The sequence below is a fragment of the Nocardia sp. NPDC057663 genome (assembly GCF_042799895.1).
GTDB lineage: Bacteria > Actinomycetota > Actinomycetes > Mycobacteriales > Mycobacteriaceae > Nocardia.
In genome coordinates, this window is the sequence record NZ_JBHVHX010000005.1 from 22,478 (window position 1) to 43,692 (window position 21,215).

Here is a 21,215-nt window from a genome sequence, read left to right on the forward strand (position 1 = left end):
ACAGTATTGGCATGTAGATCCTGGTGCGGCCCGGCTGGACCCGCAGCGGAGATCGTCGGCTGCGCCAGTGGCTGCGCCGAAGTACACATCGATGGGCCGACGTTGACCGACGGCGGCCGACCTGCTGATCGAATTGCCCACTGAACAATGGGTGATTCGGCGTGTCCCCACGATTCGTCAGGAATGCCGGATGTCGAAAAAATCCAATTCTATCGGCGCACTCGGTGATTCCGGGCGAACGCGATATGGAAACAATGAGCAGCCGGATCAGCGAACTGCCGAACCCGCCGCGCCGATGATGCCGGCCAGCCGGGAAGTCGGCTCCTGGTTCCGGGGATACCTCGACCGGCACCCGGGCGTCGCACTGGGCACCGTCGGTGGGCAATTCGTCCTCGGGGTGCGCACCGTGCAGTTCCTGATCACCGATATCTTCACCGGTCGGTTCGCGGTACGCGAAGCCGTGGATCAGGCGGCCTTCATGGCATCGGCCGCGGTGCTGCCGACCATCTTCGTCGCCCTGCCCATCGGGGTCACCCTGTCCATCCAGTTCGGGCTGCTGGCAGGTCAGGTGGGCGCGACCTCGCTGGCAGGCGCCGCCAGCGGCCTGGCCGTCATCCGCCAAGGCGCCCCCATGGTGGCCGCGCTGCTGATGGCGGCGGCGGTCGGTTCCGCGATCTGCGCGGACCTGGGCTCGCGCAAGATCCGCGAGGAACTGGACGCCATGGAGATCATGGGCGTCTCGGTCATCCGGCGCATGGTCGTCCCGCGGTTCGCCGCCGCGGTTCTCATCGGTGTATCACTCACGGGCGTAGTCTGTTTCGTCGGCTTCGTCGCCGGCTATGTCTTCAACGTCTTCGCGCAGGACGGCGCGCCGGGCAGTTTCGTGGCGACCTTCGCGTCGTTCGCCACCGTCGGCGACCTCGTCCTGACGCTGATCAAAGCGGTGGTGTACGGCGCGATCGTCGCGATCGTCGCCTGTCACAAGGGGCTCACGACCGAGGGCGGATCAGCGGGTGTGGCGAATTCGGTGAATTCTACGGTGGTTTCGTCGATCCTGCTGCTCATGATCGTGAATGTTCTGTTCACTCAGATATTCATGATGCTGTTCCCGCGGCAGGGGTTGTAATGGCTTCGACCTATTACCCGCCGGGAATGCGGATGGCGGCCGTGATCCTGAAGGAAATCGGCGTCGTGTTCATGCGCCTCGGACACATGCTGACCTTTTTCGTCCGGGCCGTGCTCGCTATTCCGGTGATGCTGCGCAACTATCGTGCGGAATTCCTGCGGACGCTGTCGGACGTTGCCTGGGGGAACGGCTCGATCGTCGTCGGCGGCGGCACTGCGGGCGTCATCATCGTGCTCGGCGCCGCCGGTGGTGCGATCGTGGGACTCGAGGGGTACAACGCCTTGCACCTGCTGGGTATGGAGCCGGCGATCGGGCTGGTCGCCTCGACCGCCTCGACCAGGGAACTGGCCCCGATCATGGCCTCGCTGGCCTTCGCCGCGCAGGCCGGGTGCCGGTTCACCGCGCAATTGGGGGCGATGGGGATCTCCGAGGAGATCGACGCGATGGAGTCCATGGCCATCCGGTCGATCCCCTATCTGGTGAGCACCAAACTGCTGGCGTCGGTGGTGGCGATAGTGCCGCTGTATCTGGTCTGTCTCGCGATGAACTACCTGGCGGTCGAGTTCGTGGTCGGCGCGGCGGGCGGGCTGTCGCTGGGTACCTACCACCATTACTTCCAACTCGTGCTCAGTGGACCCGACATCGTCTACTCCCTGGGCAAGGCCATCGTGTTCGTCCTGCTGACCACCACGATCCAGTGCTACTACGGCTACTACGCCGCCGGCGGCCCGCAGGGTGTCGGCATCGCGGCGGGCCGGGCAATGCGCGCCGCGATCTCGGTGATGATCGTCGTCAATCTGCTGCTGACCGTGGCCCTGTGGGGTATCGGTACCAGCGCCCGGCTGGGAGGGTGAGCTACCGGTGATGTTCGACAAGGACGGGCGTGGACCCTCCCTGTTCTGGCTGCTGATCCGTGGTGTCGTGCTCGCTGCCCTCATGGCAGGCGGGGTCACCGTGGTCGTGCTGAAATCGTCGGGCGCGTTCGACGAGAAGGCCGAGGTCGTCGCGTTGCTCCAGCACGTCGGCGACGGCCTGCCACCGCGATCCGACGTCAAGTTTCGCGGCGTCCTCATCGGGACCGTGGCCCAGGTGTCACCGGGATCCGAGGGGCGGCCCAGCCGGGCGCTGCTGGAACTCGACCCCCGGATACTCGACGATGTCCCGAGTACGGTCACCGCGCGCGTGGTGCCGAGCAATGTCTTCGCGGTGTCCTCGGTCCAGCTGGTCGAGAACGGACCGGGCAGGCCGCTGCGGGCGGGTGATGCGATCGAGCAGGACGACAGCCTGTCGACCGTGCAGCTGCAGACGGCGCTGACCAAATTGCGCGCCATCGTCGCCGCCTCCGCCCGGATCGGCACCAGTGACACCGTCGGCGTGCTGGCCGCGGTGGCCAAGGCCACCGACCGGCGCGGTGGCGACCTGGTTGCGGCGGGCGCTCAGCTCGAACGGATCACCGCAGGGTTGTCCGCGCAGATCGCACCGCCGGGGGAGCCCTCGACGATCGCGGCGCTCACCGATTCGGTGCAGGGCCTGGCCGCCGCCGCCCCCGACCTGCTGGACGCGCTGCATCATGCGGTGATACCGATGCAGACGGTGGTGGCCCAGGACGCCGCTCTGCGCGATGTCCTCACCGCGGGTGCCGCGACCTTGTCGACGGTCGGCGGCGGGCTCGGGGCACACGTCGACGAGATGGTCACCGCGACCGATCAGCTGACGCCGGTGCTCGATGTCTTCGCCGCGGGCAGTTCACATTTCGGCCCGATCGCGGGCCGGATCAAGAAGCTGTCCGATGTGTGGTTCGCCGAGTTCTGGAACGAGCAGACCCAGACCGGGACCGGAAAGTTCCAGATCCGGCTGAGCGCCGACACGCCCTACACCCGGGCCGACTGCCCGCGCTACGGCAACCTGGCCGGACCCAGCTGCTCGACCGCACCGGAATCGGCCACCGCGCAACCCCTGCCCGCCTCGCTGGACCCGCGTTCGCTACCGAAACCGGTCCTGGCGCCGGAACTGCAGGACCTGATCGGCCGGGTGCTCGGCGGTGACGCCAATGCCGCCGAACAGGTTCTCGCCCAACTGCTCACCACCGGAATTCCCGGAACAGGAGGTGTCCCGCGATGAAGTCCCGTCGCTCGGTGGTCGGACTCGGCATGTTTCTGGTTGTCGCGTTCGCGCTCATCTGGATGACATTCGTGACGCTGCACCGCGGCGTCGACGGCACGACCAGGTCGTACTCGGCGATCTTCACCGATGCCACCGGCCTGCGGCCCGGTGACGACGTCCGCATGGCGGGCGTGCGGGTGGGCCGGGTCGACGCCGTCGAACTCAGCGGCACGATGGCCCGGATTCGCTTCCGGGTCGCGGTCGAGCAGCGCCTCTACGCCGACACCACCGCCGCGATCACCTACCAGAACGTGATCGGGCAGCGCTATCTCGGTCTGTCCCGCCCGGCAACCGGGCCTGCTGCCGAATTGCCCGGCGGCGCAGAGATTCCGGTGGAACGCACCGAACCCTCGTTCGACCTGTCCGGCCTGCTCAACGGATTCGAGCCGTTGTTCAGCGGCCTGGACCCGCAGCAGGTGGACAACGTCACCGCCGCGCTCGTGCGGGCCCTGCAGGGCGACGCCGGATCGTTGACCACGCTCATCGCCCAGATGTCCACGCTCGCTCAGTCACTCGCGGGTCCAGACCAGGTGCTGGGCTCGGTGATCGTCAACCTCGACCAGGTCGTGGCCCACCTCGACACCCGCCGTGCGGAATTCGGCACCTTGCTGAGCCGGACCCGCGCCATCGTCGACGGGCTGGCCCGCCACCGCGCCGAGTTGATGACGACCCTGACCGAGGCGTCCGGGGTCGCCGACCGGATGGCGGCTGTCGTCGCCGAGGACCGGCCCGCCCTGGAACGGCTGCTGACCCGGGAGCCGGGCTTCACCCGGCACTTCGAGGAGAACAAGGACCAGTTCGCCTACCTGGGCTTCAACCTCCCGGTGCTGCTGAAGGGAATCGCCCGGGTCAGTCAGGAGGGCGCGAATATGAACGTCTACCTGTGCAATCTCGGCTTCACGGCCGTCCCCGCCCTGTCGGACCTCGTGCCCGCGATCGTCCGCTACGCGACACCGTCCGGCACCGTCCAGCAATCGCCGATCTGTAGGTGAACCACCCAATGACGATCCCACCCAGGCTCCGGCGCCTTGTAGACGCCGGCCGCCCACTCGAAGAACAACGTCCCCGTGTTCTCGGAGTCATCGCGCTGACCGTGCTCGCCGGGGTGCTCCTGGCTGCGCTGGGGGTGTCCGCCTTCGGCATCGGTGAACGCAGCTATGAAGCCGAGTTCGCCCAGGCGGCCGGCCTGCGTGTCGGTGACGGTGTCACCGTGGCGGGAGTTCCGGTCGGCGAGGTCACCGGCCAGCGCCTGGCGGGCGACCGGGTCGTGGTCACGATGCGCGTCGACAACCAGGTCACCCTCGGTGCCGAGACCTCCGCGGCGATCAAGCTGACCACCCTGCTCGGCGCCCGCTACGTCGAGCTGCGCCCCGCCGGACCCGGAGCGCTGCCCGACCGCCGAATAGGCCTGTCGCGCACCGCTGTTCCCTATGACCTTCAGCAATCGCTGGAGAACGCCACCACGACCTTCGAACAGATCGACGCCGAGCAGGTCGGCCAGTCGCTGGACCTGCTGGCCACCCAGCTCGACGGAGTTCCGGCCGTGCTGCCGGGGGTGCTCAGCGACATCCGGACCCTGGCAGGCATTCTCGGTAGCCGACGCGGGGAGCTCGGGTCGCTGCTGGCCGGGGTGCGCAACCTCACCGCGACGGTGACCGCGCAGCAGTCCGACCTCACCGCCATCGCCACCACGGGCCGGGACCTGCTGACCGACATCGCCTCGCGCAGACAGGTGATCGAACTGCTGATGACGGCGACGACCCGGCTCGTCGAACAAGTGCGCGCGATCGTCGTCGACGACCGGCCCCGCGTCGACGAATTGATCGCCGGGCTGAACGGGCTGCTCGGCTCCCTCGCCCGGCACGACGACCTGCTGCGCAACACCCTCGAGATCCTGCCGGTGTCGGTGCGCAACCTCGCCAACGCGGCGGGAAACGGGAACTCGGTCGACTTCAACGCCCCCGCCGGCGTCCTCGTCGACTCCTGGATGTGCGCGCTGAGCGGACAGGCCGCGCAGCAGAGTCTGCCGAAATACTTCGGGGAGTGCCGATGATGTCGCCGACCACAGTGCTGCGCGCGCTGGCGCTGCTCGCGATCTGCGTCCTGGCCGGGTGTGCGGGCGGCCCGCTGCGCACCGAGCCCGACGACATCACCGTGGTGGCCCGATTCGACGACGCCGCGGGTCTGTATGTCGGCAATGCGGTCGCCGTGCTGGGGATGCCGGTCGGCGAGGTTATCGCGATCACCCCCGCCGGGGCTTACGTCGAGGTGCGCATGCGGGTCGACGGGGCGACCCCGATCCCGGCCGATGCGACCGCGGTGACCGTGTCCACCTCGGTGCTGACCGACCGGCATGTGGAGTTCACTCCGGTCTACCGGGGCGGTCCGGTACTGCGTGACGGCGCCGTGCTCGCGCCGGACCACACCAGGACACCGGTCGGCGTCGACCGGCTGCTCTCGATGGCCGACCGGATGTCCGGCGGACTCTCCGGTGCCGAGCCCGGCGACGGCCCGATCGCACGGCTGCTCGCGGTCGCGTCCTCGGCGACCGCAGGTAACGGAGATCAGTTGCGGGCCACCATGGACGAGTTGTCACGCGCCCTGCGCCTGGGCGACGACGCGGGCGCCCAGACCCGCGACACGGTGACCCAGATCGTGAACGAGCTGTCGGCCCTGGTCGCGGCCGCGTCCCGCGGTGACCAGACCATCCGCGAATTCGGCGCGGCTTCGGTGCAACTCGGTGACATGCTGGCCCAGCTCGACATCGGGGCGGGCACCACCGGGGCTCAGGTTGTCGCCGTCATGCGCCAGGCCGACGCGCTGCTCGTCGACAATCGTGACGCACTGCATTCGGCGGTCACCGATTCGGCGACGGTCGTCAAAGCCCTGGCCGACTACCGCGATCAGCTCGCGGAGTTCCTCGACGTCACCCCGATGCTGATGGCCAACGGCTACAACGTGGTCGATCAACAGACCGGCGGTGCGCGCATCCACGCGCTGACCGACAGCGTGGTGTTCGACGGGCAGATGGTCAAGGAAGTCTGCAACATCCTCGGCCTTCGCCAACTGGGTTGCAGCACAGGGACATTGCAGGACTTCGGCCCTGACTTCGGGGTCACCGACATGCTGGAAGCGATGAGCAGGTTGCCGCGATGAGTAGAAGATCCGTTCTCGGGACCACTGCCTGTGCCGCGGCGGTGCTCGTGCTGACCACCGGATGCGGTGTGGGACTCGGTGATCTGCCGCTGTCCGCGCGCGGATCCGGGGCGCCGAGCTACACGATCACCGCGAGTTTCACCAATGCGCTGAATCTGCCCGACAAGGCCAAGGTGCGGCTGGCCGGTGCCGATGTCGGCGAGGTGCGCGAGATGACGGTGGCCGACTACCGGGCCGTGGTGCATCTGAACATCCGGGCCGATGTCGCCCTGCCGGTCGGCACCCGAGCCCAGCTGCGCACCGCGACACCGCTCGGCGATGTCTATGTCGCCCTGGACGCCCCGGCCGATGCCGGGCCTTCGACCGCGACCATGCGCGACGGCGACACCATCGATGTCGGGCAGACCTCGGCGGCGGCAACCGTCGAGGAGCTGCTGACGACGGCGTCCCTGCTGGTGAACGGTGGCGCGATCCGCAATATGACCACTGTGGTCAACGGGTTCGGCCGGGCCGTCGGTGATCGCGGTGACCGGCTCGGCGACCTGATCGACCAGTCCCGGGACCTGGTGACCGCGCTGTCGGCCAGATCCGACGACATCCGCCGCGCCCTCGCCGAAACCGACCGCCTGGTGGGCGAACTCGCCAGGGACCGCCAGGTGATCGATGACTTCGTCGCCGCGGCGGGCCCAGCCTCGACCGTCGTCGACGCCAACGCGCCCCAGATGCTCGACATGGTCCGCCGGATCGACGGTGTCACCGCCGAGCTGGCGAAGTTCCCGGTGCTGCGCGGTGGTGAGATCGGGGGCCTCATCGGCAATCTCGACCGGATCTCGGCCGGCCTCAACGACGCCATCCTCGATCCGTCGACCAGCCTGGCCGCGATGAACTCGCTGCTGCCCTCGATCATCAAACTGAGCAGCGGCACCTCCGCCCACGGGAACGTGGACCTGCAGGACTTCGCGATCGGCGCGCTGGCCGATCCCGGGCACGAGGCCGATCCCGGTACCCGGATCCCCGACGCGAGCGATTGGCAGGCGATGGTCGGTTCACTGACCTATACCCTGCTGCGCCTGCGCGAACGCGTGCTGGGACCCGGCCGGTGAGCCGGCGTCGGGCGGCGGTCGCCGCCACCGCGGACCTGCCCGCGCGCCTGCTGGTCGGCGTGGTCCGGGGCGGCAAGCGCTATCGGCACGCGGTGTCGGCGATCGCACTCGCCACGACCGCGCTGCTCGGCTCCACCTATCTGGTCTTCGGTGCCCTCGGCGTCGATCCGACCGCGGCGACCATCACGGTTCGGGTGCATCTCACCGAATCCGGTGGGCTGCTCCCCGGACAGGACGTCACCCTGCGGGGCGTGCCGATCGGCGAGGTCGCGGCGGTCGACTTCGCTCCCGGCGGCGTGGTGGCGCTGGCCCGCATCGATGCCGGCGTCAAGGTACCCGGCGACGGCTCGGTCGATGTGACGAGCCTGTCGACAGCCGGTGAGCAGTTCCTCGACTTCCGGCCGCTGCGATCGGAGGGGCCGTATCTGGGCGACGGTGCGGAGATCACCCAGGAACGCACGTCGGTTCCGACACCGCTGTGGCGGATGCTGGGCACGCTGGACAGCACCCTGGCTCAGGTCGATCCTGCTCGGCTCACCGCGGTGCTCGACGAACTGGGCTCCGGCCCGGGCGGTCCGCAGAAACTGGCCGATGTGCTCGACGGCGGTATCTTCCTGGTGTCGACACTGGACGCTGTTCTGCCGCAGACGGTGTCGCTCATCCGCGACAGCAAGACGGTGCTGTCGACGGTGGGGTCGGGATCGGTCGCGCTCGACCGATTCGCCGCCGACCTGGCCACCTCGGCGCGCGGTGTCGAGGCGAAGACCGGCGGTTACACCGAGCTCCTGCACACCACGCCGGGCACACTCGCCGCGCTGGACACGATGGTGGCGGACAATTCCACGGCGGTGGTTTCATTGCTGACGAACCTGTCGACCGTCGCGTCGATGACCACGACCCGGGTACCGGCCCTGCAGGAGTTCTTCTTCCCGACCCAGCGCTCCGGCTCCACGCTGGACGCGCTGGTGACCGTGATCCACGACGGTGGTTTCTGGGGGCTGGTGAGCCTGTATCCGCGGCGCACCTGCACCTACGATCTGCCCCGCCAGGCCCCGTCCATCAACAACTACGTCGAGCCCTACCTCTACACCTATTGCGCCGACACCGATCCGTCGCTGCTGGTCCGCGGCGCGCACAACGCACCGCGCCCACCGGGCGAACGGGTCCCCGGCCCGCCGCCGCCCGGCGAGCCTGCCGACCGGACCGCCACCGTGACTCCCACCGGACCCTTCTCCCTGCCGATTCCGTTGCCACTGGCCGATTCCGGCCAGGAGATACCCGCACCCCCCAAGTGAAGACAGCTCCCTCAGTACGTTGCGTAGAAGCGAGGACCCGTGATGACCAAGAACACCGACACCACCGCCGACGAGATCACCGATTCCGATCCCGGCACCGAGGAACCCGCCGACTCCGGTGCCGCGGCCGGCGACACTGCCACCACAGCCACCGAATCTCCCACGGCCGCTACGCAGCCCGAGGCCGTGCTGCCGACGAAATGGCAGATCCGGCGCATGATCGCCCTGCTGATCTGGCGAAAGATCCGGATCCCCTTGCTGATCGTCGTCGCCGTCGTCGCGGTCGTGCTCGCGGCGGTCTTCGGATGGAAACTGAAGCAGGACAGCGACACCGAGTCCGCGGCCGAGGCCGGCCTCGCCGCGGCCCGCGCCTACGCTGTCACCCTGACCAGTGTCGATTCCGCCGATCTGGACCACGACTTCACCGCGGTGCTCGACGGGTCCACCGGCGAGTTCAAGGACATGTACACCCGCTCCAGCGGCCAGCTGCGCCAGCTGCTCGTCGAGAACAAGGCGGCAGGCAAGGGCACCGTGCTGGATGCGGCGGTGAAATCCGCACAGCCGGACAAGGTCGAGGTGCTGCTGTTCATCGATCAGACGGTGAGCAACGCGGCCGCGACCGATCCCCGGATCGACCGCAGCCGCGTGCAGATGACCATGGAACTGGTCGACGGCCGGTGGCTCGCGAGCCGCGTGACCATCCCCTGATCGGCGTGGTCAGATCCGGTAGTCGCGCAGTACGCCTTTGGCGATGATGCGCTTCTGGATCTCGCTGGTGCCTTCACCGATGAGCATGAACGGCGCCTCGCGCATGAGGCGTTCGATCTCGTACTCGGTGGAGTAGCCGTAGCCGCCGTGGATCCGGAACCCGGCCTGCGTCACCTCGTTGCAGAACTCGCTGGCCAGATACTTGGCCATGCCCGCCGCGACGTCGTTGCGCAGGCCGGAGTCCTTGAGCCGGGCCGCGTTGACCATCATCAGATGCGCCGCTTCCACTTTGGTCGCCATCTCGGCCAGCGAGAACTCGATCGCCTGGTGTTCGACGATGGGTTTGCCGAAGGTGCTGCGCTGCTGGGCGTAGCGGGCGCCGAGTTCGAAGGCGCGGATCGCGATCCCGCAGGCGCGGGCCGCGACATTGACGCGACCGACTTCGATGCCGTCCATCATCTGCTTGAACCCACGGCCGGTGGTGCCGCCCAGGACCGCCTCGGCGGGCACGGTGTGGCCGTCGAGCAGCATCTCGGTGGTGTCGATGCCTTTGTAGCCCATCTTGTGGAGCCGGCCCGGGATAGTCAGGCCCGGTGCGACTTCGCCCAGGCCGACAGGCTTTTCGAGGAGGAAGGTCGTGAGATTGTCGTGCGCGCGTGGCTGTCCCTCGTCGGTGCGGACCAGGGTGGCGACCAGGGTGGCGGTCGAGCCGTTGGTGAGCCACATCTTGCGGCCGTCGAGGGTGTATCCGCCGTCCTCGGTGCGGGTCGCCTTGGTGCGGATGGCGGCGACATCGGAGCCGAGTTCGGGTTCGGACATGGAGAACGCGCCCCGGATCTCCCCGGTCGCCAGGCGTGGCAGGAACCGTTGTTTCTGCTCGGGGGTGCCGTGCCGGGCGATCAGGTAGGCGACGATGAAATGGGTGTTGATGACACCGGAAACACTCATCCAGCCGCGTGCCAGCTCTTCGACGCAGAGGGCATAGGTCAGCAGAGATTCGCCCAGGCCGCCGTACTCCTCGTCGATCATGAGGCCGAACAGGCCCAGTTCGGCCATCCGGTCGACGATGTCCTGTGGGTAGGTGTCGGTGTGCTCGAGCTGCTGGGCGGCAGGGATGATCTCCTTGTCGACGAAAGTCCGGACAGCGGAGAGTATTTCGGTCTGCACGTCGGTGAGTCCGTGGGTGTGCGCGAGTTTCATCGATGGATCCGTTCGTGGAAGGGACAGCGCCGCCGGCCGGGGCAGACCGGCGGCGAGGAATCAGAGCATGATCGCGGTGAGGGTCTCGGCGACCAGCGCGGGTTTGCCGCCGTCCTCGTTCTCGACCGACCAGCTGACGGTGAGCAGGGCCCGCGAGCCCTCGGTGCTCAGGGCGAGCGGGATCGCCACCGCCCGCACGCGGGTTCCGGTGCGGACCGCGGCGGGAAAGCGGACCTTGTTGCTGCCGTAGTTGATCCGGGCTGTGCCGAACTCGAGGGTGTAGAGATCGCGGCCGAGGCGGGGCAGCAGGGACAGGGTGAGGTAGCCGTGGGCGATCGTGGTGCCGTAGGGCCCGCTCGCGGCGCGGTCGGGATCGACGTGGATCCACTGGTCGTCGCCCGTGCACGCAGCGAACGTGTCGACGCGTTCCTGGCCGATGGCGATCCACGGGCCGGGACCGATGGGTTCGCCGAGGGCTTCGGTGAGGTCGTCGACGGAGGTGAAGCGGCGCAGTGTCATGGTCAGTTCACCCGCTCGAACACCGCGGCCAGGCCCTGCCCGCCGCCGATGCACATCGTTTCCAGACCGTAGCGCTGTTCGCGGCGGTGCAGTTCCCTGGCGAGGGTGGCCAGCATCCGGCCACCGGTGGCGCCCACGGGGTGACCGAGCGAGATGCCGGATCCGTGCACATTGGTGCGTTCGGCATCACGATCGCCGAATTTCCACTCCCGCATGACGGCCAGGGCCTGGGCGGCGAACGCCTCGTTCAGTTCGATCAGGTCGATGTCGGCCAGCGTGAGTCCGGCCCGCTGCAGCGCCGCTTCCGTGGCGGGTACCGGTCCGATACCCATGACATCGGGGCGCACCCCGGCCACGGCCCACGAGGTGAGCGAGACCAGTGGGGTCAGCCCCCATTCCTCGGCCTTGGCCCGGGTGGTCACCAGGCACATCGAAGCGGCGTCGTTCTGGCCGCTGGAGTTGCCCGCGGTGACGGTCGATTCCGGATCCACCGCCGCCCGAACGGGTTTCAGCGCGGCCAGGGATTCGAGCGTGGTGTCCGCCCTGGGGTGTTCGTCGGTGTCGACGACCACCTCGCCCTTGCGTGAGCGCACCGCCACCGGGACGATCTGCGCAGCGAGCACTCCGCTGCGCGCGGCCTCGACCGCACGCTGGTGCGAGGTCAGCGCCAGCCGGTCCTGTTCCTCGCGGGTGATCTCGTAGGTGCGCCGGAGGTTCTCCGCGGTCTCGAGCATCCCGCCGGGAACCGGATGGAAACGGCCACCGGCGGTTTCGCGGCCACGCGCCAGCGCGTCGTGGACCCGGACGCCGCCGCGCGCACCACCCCAGCGCATATCCGTGGAGTAGAACGGTGTGTTGGTCATGGATTCGACACCGCCGGCCACGACGACATCGCAGGCGCCGCTATCGACCTGCATGGCCGCCTGGACGACGGCTTGCAGGCCCGAGCCGCAGCGCCGGTCGACCTGCATGCCGCCGACGGTCACCGGCAGACCCGCGTCGAGGGCGACGACCCTGCCGATGGCCGGTGCCTCGCTGCTCGGATAGCAGTGGCCCAGGACGACGTCGTCGACGACGGCAGGGTCGATGCCCGTGCGGTCGAGCAGGCCCTTCAGGGCGATCACGCCCAGTTCGACCGCAGTGAGCGAGGCGAACGCGCCACCGTAGCGTCCGATCGGGGTACGCAGGGGCTCGCAGATGACAGTTTCACGCATGGGCTGGGTCTCCGTCGACGGTGAAATCGGCGGTGAGCACGGTGTGCTCGACCGCCTGGTCGGGGGTGGGCTCGGTATGGACGGCGAGCGCGAGGTCGCCATCGGTGGTCTCGCGACGCCGGATACGGGCGGGATCGCCACAGAACAGTGGCGCGATATTGCGGTGCCGCAGCCGGGCCGGCCGCCGGTCGGGACGTTCCCAGCGCAGGGTTTCGGCCATGGCCAGGGTCATGAGCGGGCCGTGCACAACCAGTCCCGGATATCCTTCGACCGCGGTCGCGTAGGGCAGGTCGTAGTGGATACGATGGGGATTGGCCGTGGCCGCGCTGAACCGCAGCAGGACCGTGGGGTCGGTGTGCAGCTGCCAGTCCCATTCGGTGCTGCGCTGCAAGGGGTTTCGCGGGTGCTGGAATCCAGCGTCGGTCTCGGTCACCGGCGCGGCGGCCGCGGCGCCCCGGTAGACGAGGTTCTGATGCTCCACGACGGCGAGCGCACCGGTCTCGGCGAACAACCGTATCTCGACCTCGACGACCGTCAGGGGACCGGACCGGCCGTTCTTGGCGTTCACCGCGACCACCCGCGCCTCCCGGCGGACGGTGGATCCCACGTGCACGGTCCCGGGGAACGACACCGTGCCGCCGGCGAACATGCGGCGCGGTAGCTCCACCGGCGGCAGGAACGAGCCACGCGCCGGGTGACCGTCCGCGCCGATGGCCGACGAGACGGGCCAGCGGGCCAGCGCGGCCCAATGCCACAGCGGCGGTAGCGGATCGCCCACTCCGATCGCGGCCGCACCCGAGTCGAACAGGGCATTCAGTGCGGCCACCGGGGCGGGATCGACGTAGTCGTGGGTGACCACGGTGTGCGCCTGCCATGCGGTCACATGAACCGCCCGCCGGTGACTTCGAGGGTGGTGCCGGTCATGTAGGACGACAGGTCCGAGGCCAGGAACAGCGCGACCGCCGCGACCTCTCCGGGTTCACCCGCCCGGGCCATCGGGATCTCCGCCATCTTCTGATCCCAGACCTTCTCCGGCATGGCCGTGGTCATGGGGGAGCGGATCAGGCCGGGCTGAATCGCGTTCACCCGCACGCCGAACCGGGCGGTCTCCTTGGCCGCGGCCTTGGTGAGGCCGATGATGCCCGCCTTGGCGGCCGAATAGTTGGTCTGCCCGGCCATCCCGACTTTGCCCGAGAGCGAGGAGATGTTGACGATGGAGCCCCGGCCCTGCTCACGCATGATCGCCGCGGCCTGGCGGGTGCCGTGCCAGGTGCCCTTGAGATGCACCGCGATCACCTGGTCGAAGTCCTCTTCGCGCATGGTGCGCATCGAGGCGTCCCGGGTGATCCCGGCATTGTTGACCATCACGTCCACCGCCCCGAATTCGGTCACCGCGGTCGCCAGCAGCGCCTCGACGTCGGTGGCGCTGGTGACATCGCAGCGGGTCGCGCGGACCCGGTCCGTGCCCAGGTCGTCCAGGGCGGAACCGGGATTGAGATCACCGAGGACGACCGAGGCCCCTTCGCGCAGAAACGCTGTGGCGATGGCCAGTCCGATGCCCTGGGCGCCGCCGGTGACCACCGCGACGCGTCCATCCAGAAGTGACATTGGCGTGGATTCCTTTCCGTGTCAGTACTGTGTGGAGCCGAGATCGACCGCGATCTGCGCGGCGGTCACCGCCCGGGAATCGTCGGCGGCCAGCCAGCTGACCGCCGCGGCGATGTCCTCGGGCTGGGCGATCCAGTCGGGCAGGAACGGTGTGGCCATCTGTGCCAGTTGCGGATTGGAGTGCAGTGCCCGTCCGAGGGCGGCCACCATGTCGCCCCCGCCCATCGGGGTGGCGACCGCTCCGGGATGCAGGCTGTTGACCCGGATCCGGTGCTTGCCGAGCTCGGCGGCCAGTGCCCGCGCCATCCCGGTCACCGCGTGCTTGCTGGCGGTGTAATGCACCATGAACGGCTGCATCTTCACCCCCGCCGCGGAACTGATCAGGATGATCGAGCCGCCACGACCACCGTCGACGAGGTGACCCGCGGTGGCGGCCACCGTGTTCCACGTGCCGGTGACATTGATGTCGAGCACGTCGCGGAACGACGCGGGGGTGATCTCGTTCCAGACCTGGGGGATACAGATGCCCGCATTGGCCACGACGATGTCGAGGCGGCCGAACGCCGCCACGCCCGCGTCGGCGGCCGCGCGCAACCCGTCCAGGTCACGGGTGTCGACCCGGTGGGCGATGATCCTGCGCCCGGTCGCCTCGACCAGGCGCACGGTCTCGTCCAGGTCGGCCGGCGTCGCCGAGTCGTAGGGGACTGCCGCGGGCAGCGGGCCGGCGAGATCGACGGCGATGATATCGGCGCCCTCGGTGGCCAGGCGGACCGCGTGTGCCCGGCCCTGTCCACGCGCGGCGCCGGTGATGAACGCGACTTTGTCGGTGTGTCGGCCGGTCACTGAACCTCCCTCTGGTTAGCCATATTGTAAAGGCAACGGTATGGCTTTCATCCAGACTCTATTGTGGGGGTGGGCGGGGTGCAAGGAGGTGAATTCCGTCCGCGCCGGGCCGGCCGGTGGCCGCTGTCGGATTTTCGACGCGGTTCGCCCCGCCGACTCGGTCGATTGGGTTACAGTATGGATTACTGGACTACCATCTGTCCGCAGCGCGCCAGGTCCGCGCTGACGTCCGGCCGCGAGGATGCGGCCGATGAGGAGGCGCGAGATGTCGAAGGTTGTCGGGTTTGTCGGGGCGGGGCGCATGGGCGAACCGATGGTGGTCCGGCTGGTCGCCGCCGGATACCGGACCATCGTGTACGCGCGCCGCGACGACGTGCGCGAGCGGCTGCAGGCCGCGGGCGCGGAGGTCGTCGACTCGACGGCGACGATCGCCGAGCGTGCCGAGGTGATCATCACCTGCCTCTACTCCGACCCGCAGCTGATCGAGGTGCTCGGCGGTCCGGCCGGTCTGCTGGCGACGGCCCGGCCCGACGCGGTGGTGGTCTCGCACACCACCGGCGCGGTCTCGACGGTCAAGGCGCTGGCGGCCGAATACCCGCAGGGGCCGGTCCTGCTCGACGGCCCGGTGAGTGGTTCGTCCGACGACATCGCCCACGGCAGGCTGACTGTGCTGCTCGGCGGTCCCGCCGAAGCCGCCGGGGCCGTCCGTCCGGTGCTGGAGGCCTATTCGAGCACGGTCATGGCCACCGGTGTGCTCGGTAGCGCGCTGGGGGTGAAGCTGATCAACAACGCCCTCTTCGCCGCGAATGCCCAGCTGGTCGGGGTCGCCGCCGCGGTCGGCAGGCAGCTCGGCGTCGAGGAGAACCAGCTCCTCGACGCGCTGGCGGTGGCCAGCGGCAACAGCTTCGCGGCGGATTCGATCCGCAAGACCGGCGGTTTCGCCAAATTCGGGAAGCTGGCGGGCCCGTTCCTGCGCAAGGACGTCGCGGCGTGTGTGAGCGCCACCGCCGATCTCGGCGTCGACCTCGCCGGCCTGCGCACCGCGATCGCCGACGGCCCGTTCGACCTGATCTGACGCTGCACCGGAGAGGCACCGCCCATGGAGATCACGACCACCAACACAGCAGGCGCCGGAGTCCGCTCCGACCCGGCCGCGACGGACCCGGCGGAGCTGCCGGCGATGCTGGCTCGCCAGCGCACGGCGTTCCTGCGAGAGGGGCAGCCGTCGGCCGCAGTGCGGCGCGACCGGATCGACCGGTTGCTGGCCATGGTCCTCGATCACCTCGACGAGTACGCCGAGGCGATGTCGCAGGACTTCGGCACCCGGTCGCGTACGGGCACCCTGTTCGCCGAGATCCTCGGCATGCTGGCCGCTTTCGAGCACACCCGCTCCCATGTCGCGCGGTGGATGCGCCCGGAGAAACCGAATCCGCTCTCGCGTGCCTACGGCATCCGCACCGAGATCCATCCCAGCCCGCTGGGAGTGGTCGGCATCGTCGGTCCGTGGAACTTCCCGCTGCAACTGGTGGTCGTCCCCGCCGCCTCGGCGTTCGCGGCGGGCAACCGGGTGATGATCAAGATGTCGGAGATCACCTGGCGCACTGCCGAACTCACCCGCTCGCTCGCCGCGCGATACTTCGAACCCGACGAACTCTCCATCGTCGTCGGCGGACCGGAGGTCGGCGCGGCGTTCACCGCGCTTCCGTTCGACCACCTGTTCTTCACCGGTTCGACCGGGGTGGGCCGGAAGGTGATGCGCGCCGCCGCCGAGAACCTCGTCCCGGTGACCCTGGAACTCGGCGGCAAGAATCCGGTCGTGGTCGGCCCCGGCGCCGACCTGCGGCGCGCGGCGAACCGGATCGCCCGCGCGCGCATGGTCAACGGGGGCCAGGTCTGTGTGTGCCCGGACTACGTCTTCGTGCCCGAGCAGAGCATGGCCCGGTTCACCGAGGCGCTGCGGGCGGAATTGCGGGGCATGTTCCCCACGATCGGCGACAACGACGACTACACCTCGTCGGTGGACGATGCGAACTACACCCGGGTCGTCGAGCTGATCGAGGATGCCCGCGCACACGGTGCCCGGGTGGAATCGGTGGTGCCGGCAGGGGAAGTGCTTCCCGATCCACGCCGTCGCAAAATCCCGCCGACCCTGATCCATGAGGTGACCGACGACATGCGCATCGCCACCGAGGAGGTCTTCGGTCCGGTGCTGCTCATCCGGCCGTACGCGACGCTCGGCGAGGTCGGCGACCACATCAACGCCCACCCGTCGCCGCTGGTGGCCTACTGGTACGGCCCCGACCGCGCCGACTTCCGCGCGTTCGTCGCCGGAACCCGCAGCGGTGGGGTGGCCCGCAACGAGTTCGCGATCCACATGTTCTCGGAGAACGCGCCGTTCGGGGGCGTCGGTTCCAGCGGTATGGGCGCCTATCACGGCAAGACCGGCTTCGACACCTTCAGCCATCGGCGCACCGTCGCCGGCACCGATCTGCCCTTCCCGATCACCGGATTCGCGGCACCACCCTTCGGAGAGTGGACAGTCCGGATCGTCGACCTGGCCCTGCGCGCCGCCCGGTGGCGCACCGCGCGGCGGGTCGCGGGGCGGGTGCCGGTATCCACCGCTGATGCCTGACCGTTTCGCAAGCCCACATCCCCCATCCGACGCGCCGTCGCCGACGGCCGACTTTCGAGGAGTCATGTTGTCCGCTGCCACCACCGGGCCCGGGCCGGCTCAGTTCACCCTCGTGGGAGCCGCCGACGCTGCCGCGGCCGCGCTGCCGGACCGGGAACTGGTCATTCAGGGCGAACACCGCCACACCTACGGCCAGACCGCCGAACGCTCCATCCGCCTGGCCGCCTATCTGCACCAGCGCGGGCTGGGCTGTCACACCGAGCGCTCGGCGCTGCGCGGTCACGAGGTCGGTCAGGATCTGCTCGGCATCTACGCCCACAACGGCCACGAGTACATCGAGAGCCTGATCGGGTCGTTCCGCGCCCGGGTCGCGCCGTTCAACGTCAACTATCGCTACGTCAAGAGCGAACTCGGCCATCTGCTCGCCGATGCGGGAGCCACGGCCCTGATCTACCACGCGGCCTTCGCGCCGCGGGTGGCCGAGATCCGCGCCGAACTGCCCCAGCTGCGGGTCCTGATCCAGATCGCCGACGACTCGGGCAACGAACTGCTCGACGGCGCAGTCGATTACGAGACAGTCCTGGCCGAGACCGACCCGGTCCCGCCGCCGGTGACACCCTCGCCCGACGACCTCTACGTCCTCTACACGGGTGGCACCACCGGCATGCCCAAGGGCGTGCTGTGGCGCCAGCACGACATCTACATGGCCGCGTGTGGTGGACGCGATGTCAACACCGGCGCCACCGTGGGCTCCTACGAGGAGATCGGCGCCAGGGCCGCGGCCAATCCCGGCGTGAAGCTGATGCTGCTGCCGCCGCTGATGCACGGTGCCGCCCAGTGGGCGGTGCTGACCGCGATGACCACCGGGCAGTCGGTGGTGTTCTCCCCGGTGGTGGACCGGATCGATGCGGACGAGACGCTGCGGGCGATCGAGCGGGAACGGGTGGCGATCGCCATCGTCGTCGGCGACGCCATGGCCCGGCCGCTGCTGGCCGCGGTGCGGTCCGGCGTCGCCGACGTGTCGTCGCTGGCCGCGATCGCCAATGGCGGCGCGGTGCTGAACCCCGTGCTCAAACAGGAGTGGATCGACGCGGTGCCGGGACTGGCCGTGCTCGACGGGGTCGGCTCGTCGGAGACCGGGACCCAGCTGCATCACGTCTCGGCCGCCGGTTTCGTCTCCACCGGCACCTTCTCGGCAGGCCTGGACACCCGCGTGGTCGCCGAGGATCTCGCCTCGGTGCTCGAACCCGGCCACGACGGCCTGGGCTGGCTGGCCAAGCGGCGGTTCACCCCGCTGGGTTACAAGGGTGACGAAGCCAAGACCGCGGCGACGTTCCCGGTGATCGACGGCGTCCGGTACGTGCTGCCCGGTGACCGGGCGCGTCACCGCGCCGACGGCACCGTCGAACTGCTCGGCCGCGACGCGGTCACGATCAACTCCGGTGGCGAGAAGATCTTCGCCGAGGAGGTCGAGATGGCGCTGGCGTCCCATCCCGGCGTCGCCGACGTCCTGGTCGTCGGACGCCCCAGCGAGCGGTGGGGGCAGGAGGTCGTCGCGGTGGTGCAGCTCGCCGAGGGCGCCTCGGTGGGTGTCGCCGAACTGGTCGAGCACGCCGCGGGGTCCCTGGCCCGGTACAAGCTGCCCAAGGCGGTCGTCTTCCGGCCGGCCATCAGCCGCAGCCCGGCGGGCAAGGCCGACTATCGCTGGGCGCGTGAACAGGTCGCCGGCGAGCAGTGAGCCGAGGAATCCGGGTGGTGCGAATCGAGGCCGATCCGCACCACCCGGGTCGTTGTCACCGGGCGGTGCGTTCGGCGGCGCGCACCAGTCCACCCCCGATGATGAGCCGCTGGATCTCGCTGGTGCCCTCGTAGAGCCGCAGCAGGCGCACGTCCCGGTAGATCCGTTCCACCGCCACCCCCCGCATGTACCCGGTGCCACCGTGCACCTGCACCGCGGAATCGGCTACGCGACCGGCCATTTCGGTGCAGTAGAGCTTGGCGACCGATGGCGCGACGCGGCGGTCCTCGCCGGTGACCCAGGACTGTGCGGCCGCGCGCACCAGTGCGCGTCCGGCCATGACACCGGTCTGCATGTCGGCCAGATGCGCCTGCACCAGCTGGAATCGCCCGATCGGGGTGCCGCCCTGGGTGGCCGTGGCGGCGTAGGTGACCGATTCGTCGAGCGCGCGCTGCGCGGTCCCGACGGCCACCGCCGCGATGTGGACGCGGCCACGCGCCAGGGAACTCATGGCGGCCCGATAGCCGACGTCCTCGCTGCCGCCGACGAGGGCGTCCGCGCCGACCCGCACGTCCCGGAAACTCACCTCGGCGGTCCACGCGCCCTCCTGGCCCATCTTGCGGTCCTTGGGGCCGACCGTGACGCCCGGCGTGGCCGCCGGTACCAGGAACACCGAGATCCCGGGGCCTGAGCTGTCGGCCTGCCGGGTGCGGGCGAAGACGACGAACAGATCGGCCACCGGCGCATTGGTGATGAATCGCTTCTCGCCGTTGATGATCCAGTCCGCGCCCGTGGCGGTCGCGGTGGTGCGCAGCGACGCGGGATCGGATCCGGCGCCGGATTCGGTCAGCGCGAACGAAGCGACCACGGCGCCGGTGGCGATGGGCTCGAGCCACCTGGCCTTCTGCTCCTCGGTGCCGAACCCCACCAGGACCTGCCCGGCGATGCCGTTGCTGGTGCCGAACAGCGACCGCAGGGCCAGGGTGGTGTAGCCGAGTTCCATGGCCAGCTCGACATCCTGGGCCAGATGCAGGCCGAGCCCGCCCCACTCCTGCGGGATGGCATACCCGTAGAGACCCATGGCCTTGGCCTGGGCGACGATCTCGTCCGGGATCCGGTCCTGCGCGGCGATCTCGGACTCACGCGGGACCACGACGGTGCGGACGAAATCTTTCGTCTGGGAGAGGATCTGGCGGAAATCCTCGTCGGTGACCTGGTCGGTGGTCGTGCTGGTCATGGCAGGAGCCTTCCTCGGGCACGGCAGCTGTCGCCGTGGTGGTCCAGATGCTTGTGTTCGTATTTACTGTAATACTATCGGTAACCTATATGGGAAGAGTGCTGGAACGGTGGGCGAGACCCGCCGGTCCGGCGGACAGGCGGGAATGACGATGACAGCGTTCGATGCCGGAGTGCTGATCCTGCGGGTGTGCCTCGGGCTGACCATGGCCGCGCACGGATACAGCAAGATCTTCGCGGGCGGCCGGATCCCGGGCACGGCCCGCTGGTTCGACAGCATCGGGATGCGCCCGGGCGCGGTGCACGCCCGCCTGGCCGCGGGTGCCGAGATCGGTGCGGGACTCGCCCTGGCACTGGGCATTGCGACGCCGTTCGCGGCAGCCGGGTTCGTCGCCCTGATGGTGGTGGCCGCGTGGACGGTGCATCGCGCGCACGGATTCTTCATCGTCGGCAACGGCTGGGAGTACAACCTGGTGCTCGCGGTGGCCGCGATCGGCGTAGCAACCCTCGGCCCGGGTCTGCTGAGCATCGACGGGCTGCTGCTCGGCAGCGAACAGGTCGATGGCTGGTGGGGTTTCGGCATCGCTGCCGGGGTGGGCCTGGCGGCGGGCGCGGGCCAGCTCGCGCTGTTCTACCGGCCGCCTGCCACGACACCGTCCTGACCCGCCGGATGT

General features: G+C 69.2%; 20 protein-coding genes. 13 read left to right on the top strand and 7 right to left on the bottom strand.

The window, feature by feature from the left end; all coding sequences use genetic code 11:
* Positions 1–295: 295 nt before the first annotated feature.
* The 9 genes from ACFVAV_RS13660 to ACFVAV_RS13700 are packed head-to-tail and all read left to right on the top strand — an operon-like array spanning position 296 to position 9,551.
* A complete protein-coding gene (locus tag ACFVAV_RS13660) occupies positions 296–1,126 on the top strand; it encodes an MlaE family ABC transporter permease (RefSeq protein WP_379035336.1) in 831 nt (276 codons plus the stop codon).
* A complete protein-coding gene (locus ACFVAV_RS13665) occupies positions 1,126–1,980 on the top strand; it encodes an ABC transporter permease (RefSeq protein WP_379034621.1) in 855 nt (284 codons plus the stop codon). The genes ACFVAV_RS13660 and ACFVAV_RS13665 overlap by 1 nt, the downstream gene beginning before the upstream one ends.
* A gap of 10 nt (positions 1,981–1,990) precedes the next feature.
* Complete coding sequence (locus ACFVAV_RS13670) at positions 1,991–3,247, top strand: MlaD family protein (protein WP_379035339.1); 1,257 nt, start codon at positions 1,991–1,993, stop codon at positions 3,245–3,247.
* Positions 3,244–4,281, top strand: a complete 1,038-nt coding sequence (locus ACFVAV_RS13675) for an MCE family protein (RefSeq protein ID WP_379034623.1) — start codon at positions 3,244–3,246, stop codon at positions 4,279–4,281. The genes ACFVAV_RS13670 and ACFVAV_RS13675 overlap by 4 nt, the downstream gene beginning before the upstream one ends.
* 8 nt (positions 4,282–4,289) lie before the next feature.
* Complete coding sequence (locus ACFVAV_RS13680) at positions 4,290–5,342, top strand: MCE family protein (protein ID WP_379034625.1); 1,053 nt, start codon at positions 4,290–4,292, stop codon at positions 5,340–5,342.
* Positions 5,339–6,445 carry an MCE family protein gene (locus tag ACFVAV_RS13685; protein WP_379034627.1) on the top strand — a complete coding sequence of 369 codons (1,107 nt, stop codon included), beginning with the start codon at positions 5,339–5,341 and terminating at the stop codon, positions 6,443–6,445. The genes ACFVAV_RS13680 and ACFVAV_RS13685 overlap by 4 nt, the downstream gene beginning before the upstream one ends.
* A complete protein-coding gene (locus tag ACFVAV_RS13690; RefSeq protein WP_379034629.1) occupies positions 6,442–7,548 on the top strand; it encodes an MCE family protein in 1,107 nt (368 codons plus the stop codon). The genes ACFVAV_RS13685 and ACFVAV_RS13690 overlap by 4 nt, the downstream gene beginning before the upstream one ends.
* Positions 7,545–8,843 carry an MlaD family protein gene (locus tag ACFVAV_RS13695; RefSeq protein WP_379034631.1) on the top strand — a complete coding sequence of 433 codons (1,299 nt, stop codon included), beginning with the start codon at positions 7,545–7,547 and terminating at the stop codon, positions 8,841–8,843. The genes ACFVAV_RS13690 and ACFVAV_RS13695 overlap by 4 nt, the downstream gene beginning before the upstream one ends.
* 42 nt (positions 8,844–8,885) lie before the next feature.
* Entirely contained in the window at positions 8,886–9,551 is a 666-nt protein-coding gene (locus tag ACFVAV_RS13700) for a hypothetical protein (RefSeq protein ID WP_379034633.1), read from the top strand.
* 9 nt (positions 9,552–9,560) lie between these two features.
* Here the strand turns inward: ACFVAV_RS13700 and ACFVAV_RS13705 are convergent, their stop codons facing one another.
* The 6 genes from ACFVAV_RS13705 to ACFVAV_RS13730 are packed head-to-tail and all read right to left on the bottom strand — an operon-like array spanning position 9,561 to position 14,935.
* Positions 9,561–10,751, bottom strand: a complete 1,191-nt coding sequence (locus ACFVAV_RS13705) for an acyl-CoA dehydrogenase family protein (RefSeq protein WP_379034635.1) — start codon at positions 10,749–10,751, stop codon at positions 9,561–9,563.
* A gap of 60 nt (positions 10,752–10,811) precedes the next feature.
* Positions 10,812–11,270: a MaoC family dehydratase gene (locus ACFVAV_RS13710; protein ID WP_379034637.1), complete on the bottom strand. Its 459-nt coding sequence runs from the start codon at positions 11,268–11,270 to the stop codon at positions 10,812–10,814.
* Between the two features lie 2 nt (positions 11,271–11,272).
* On the bottom strand, positions 11,273–12,484 hold the full coding sequence (locus ACFVAV_RS13715) for an acetyl-CoA C-acetyltransferase (protein ID WP_379034639.1): 1,212 nt from the start codon (positions 12,482–12,484) through the stop codon (positions 11,273–11,275).
* Positions 12,477–13,367 (bottom strand): hypothetical protein, encoded by an 891-nt coding sequence (locus tag ACFVAV_RS13720; protein WP_379034641.1) that lies wholly within the window; start codon positions 13,365–13,367, stop codon positions 12,477–12,479. Before ACFVAV_RS13720 ends, ACFVAV_RS13715 begins: the two co-directional genes overlap by 8 nt.
* Positions 13,364–14,092, bottom strand: coding sequence for a 3-oxoacyl-ACP reductase FabG (gene fabG, locus ACFVAV_RS13725; RefSeq protein ID WP_379034643.1), 729 nt, complete (start codon positions 14,090–14,092; stop codon positions 13,364–13,366). Before fabG ends, ACFVAV_RS13720 begins: the two co-directional genes overlap by 4 nt.
* Before the next feature lie 21 nt (positions 14,093–14,113).
* Positions 14,114–14,935: a mycofactocin-coupled SDR family oxidoreductase gene (locus tag ACFVAV_RS13730; RefSeq protein WP_379034645.1), complete on the bottom strand. Its 822-nt coding sequence runs from the start codon at positions 14,933–14,935 to the stop codon at positions 14,114–14,116.
* A gap of 265 nt (positions 14,936–15,200) precedes the next feature.
* On the opposite strand from ACFVAV_RS13730, the gene ACFVAV_RS13735 reads away from it, so the two are divergent.
* The 3 genes from ACFVAV_RS13735 to ACFVAV_RS13745 all read left to right on the top strand — a co-directional run bounded on the left by ACFVAV_RS13735 (position 15,201) and on the right by ACFVAV_RS13745 (position 19,305).
* A complete protein-coding gene (locus ACFVAV_RS13735; RefSeq protein ID WP_379034647.1) occupies positions 15,201–16,010 on the top strand; it encodes an NAD(P)-dependent oxidoreductase in 810 nt (269 codons plus the stop codon).
* A gap of 24 nt (positions 16,011–16,034) precedes the next feature.
* Entirely contained in the window at positions 16,035–17,567 is a 1,533-nt protein-coding gene (locus ACFVAV_RS13740; protein WP_379034649.1) for a coniferyl aldehyde dehydrogenase, read from the top strand.
* A 64-nt stretch (positions 17,568–17,631) separates the two neighbouring features.
* Positions 17,632–19,305, top strand: a complete 1,674-nt coding sequence (locus tag ACFVAV_RS13745; protein ID WP_379034651.1) for an acyl-CoA synthetase — start codon at positions 17,632–17,634, stop codon at positions 19,303–19,305.
* 55 nt (positions 19,306–19,360) lie between these two features.
* Here the strand turns inward: ACFVAV_RS13745 and ACFVAV_RS13750 are convergent, their stop codons facing one another.
* Entirely contained in the window at positions 19,361–20,542 is a 1,182-nt protein-coding gene (locus ACFVAV_RS13750) for an acyl-CoA dehydrogenase family protein (RefSeq protein ID WP_379034653.1), read from the bottom strand.
* A gap of 151 nt (positions 20,543–20,693) precedes the next feature.
* Between ACFVAV_RS13750 and ACFVAV_RS13755 the strand changes: the two genes are divergently transcribed.
* Positions 20,694–21,203, top strand: a complete 510-nt coding sequence (locus ACFVAV_RS13755) for a DoxX family protein (RefSeq protein ID WP_379034655.1) — start codon at positions 20,694–20,696, stop codon at positions 21,201–21,203.
* Positions 21,204–21,215: the final 12 nt, after the last annotated feature.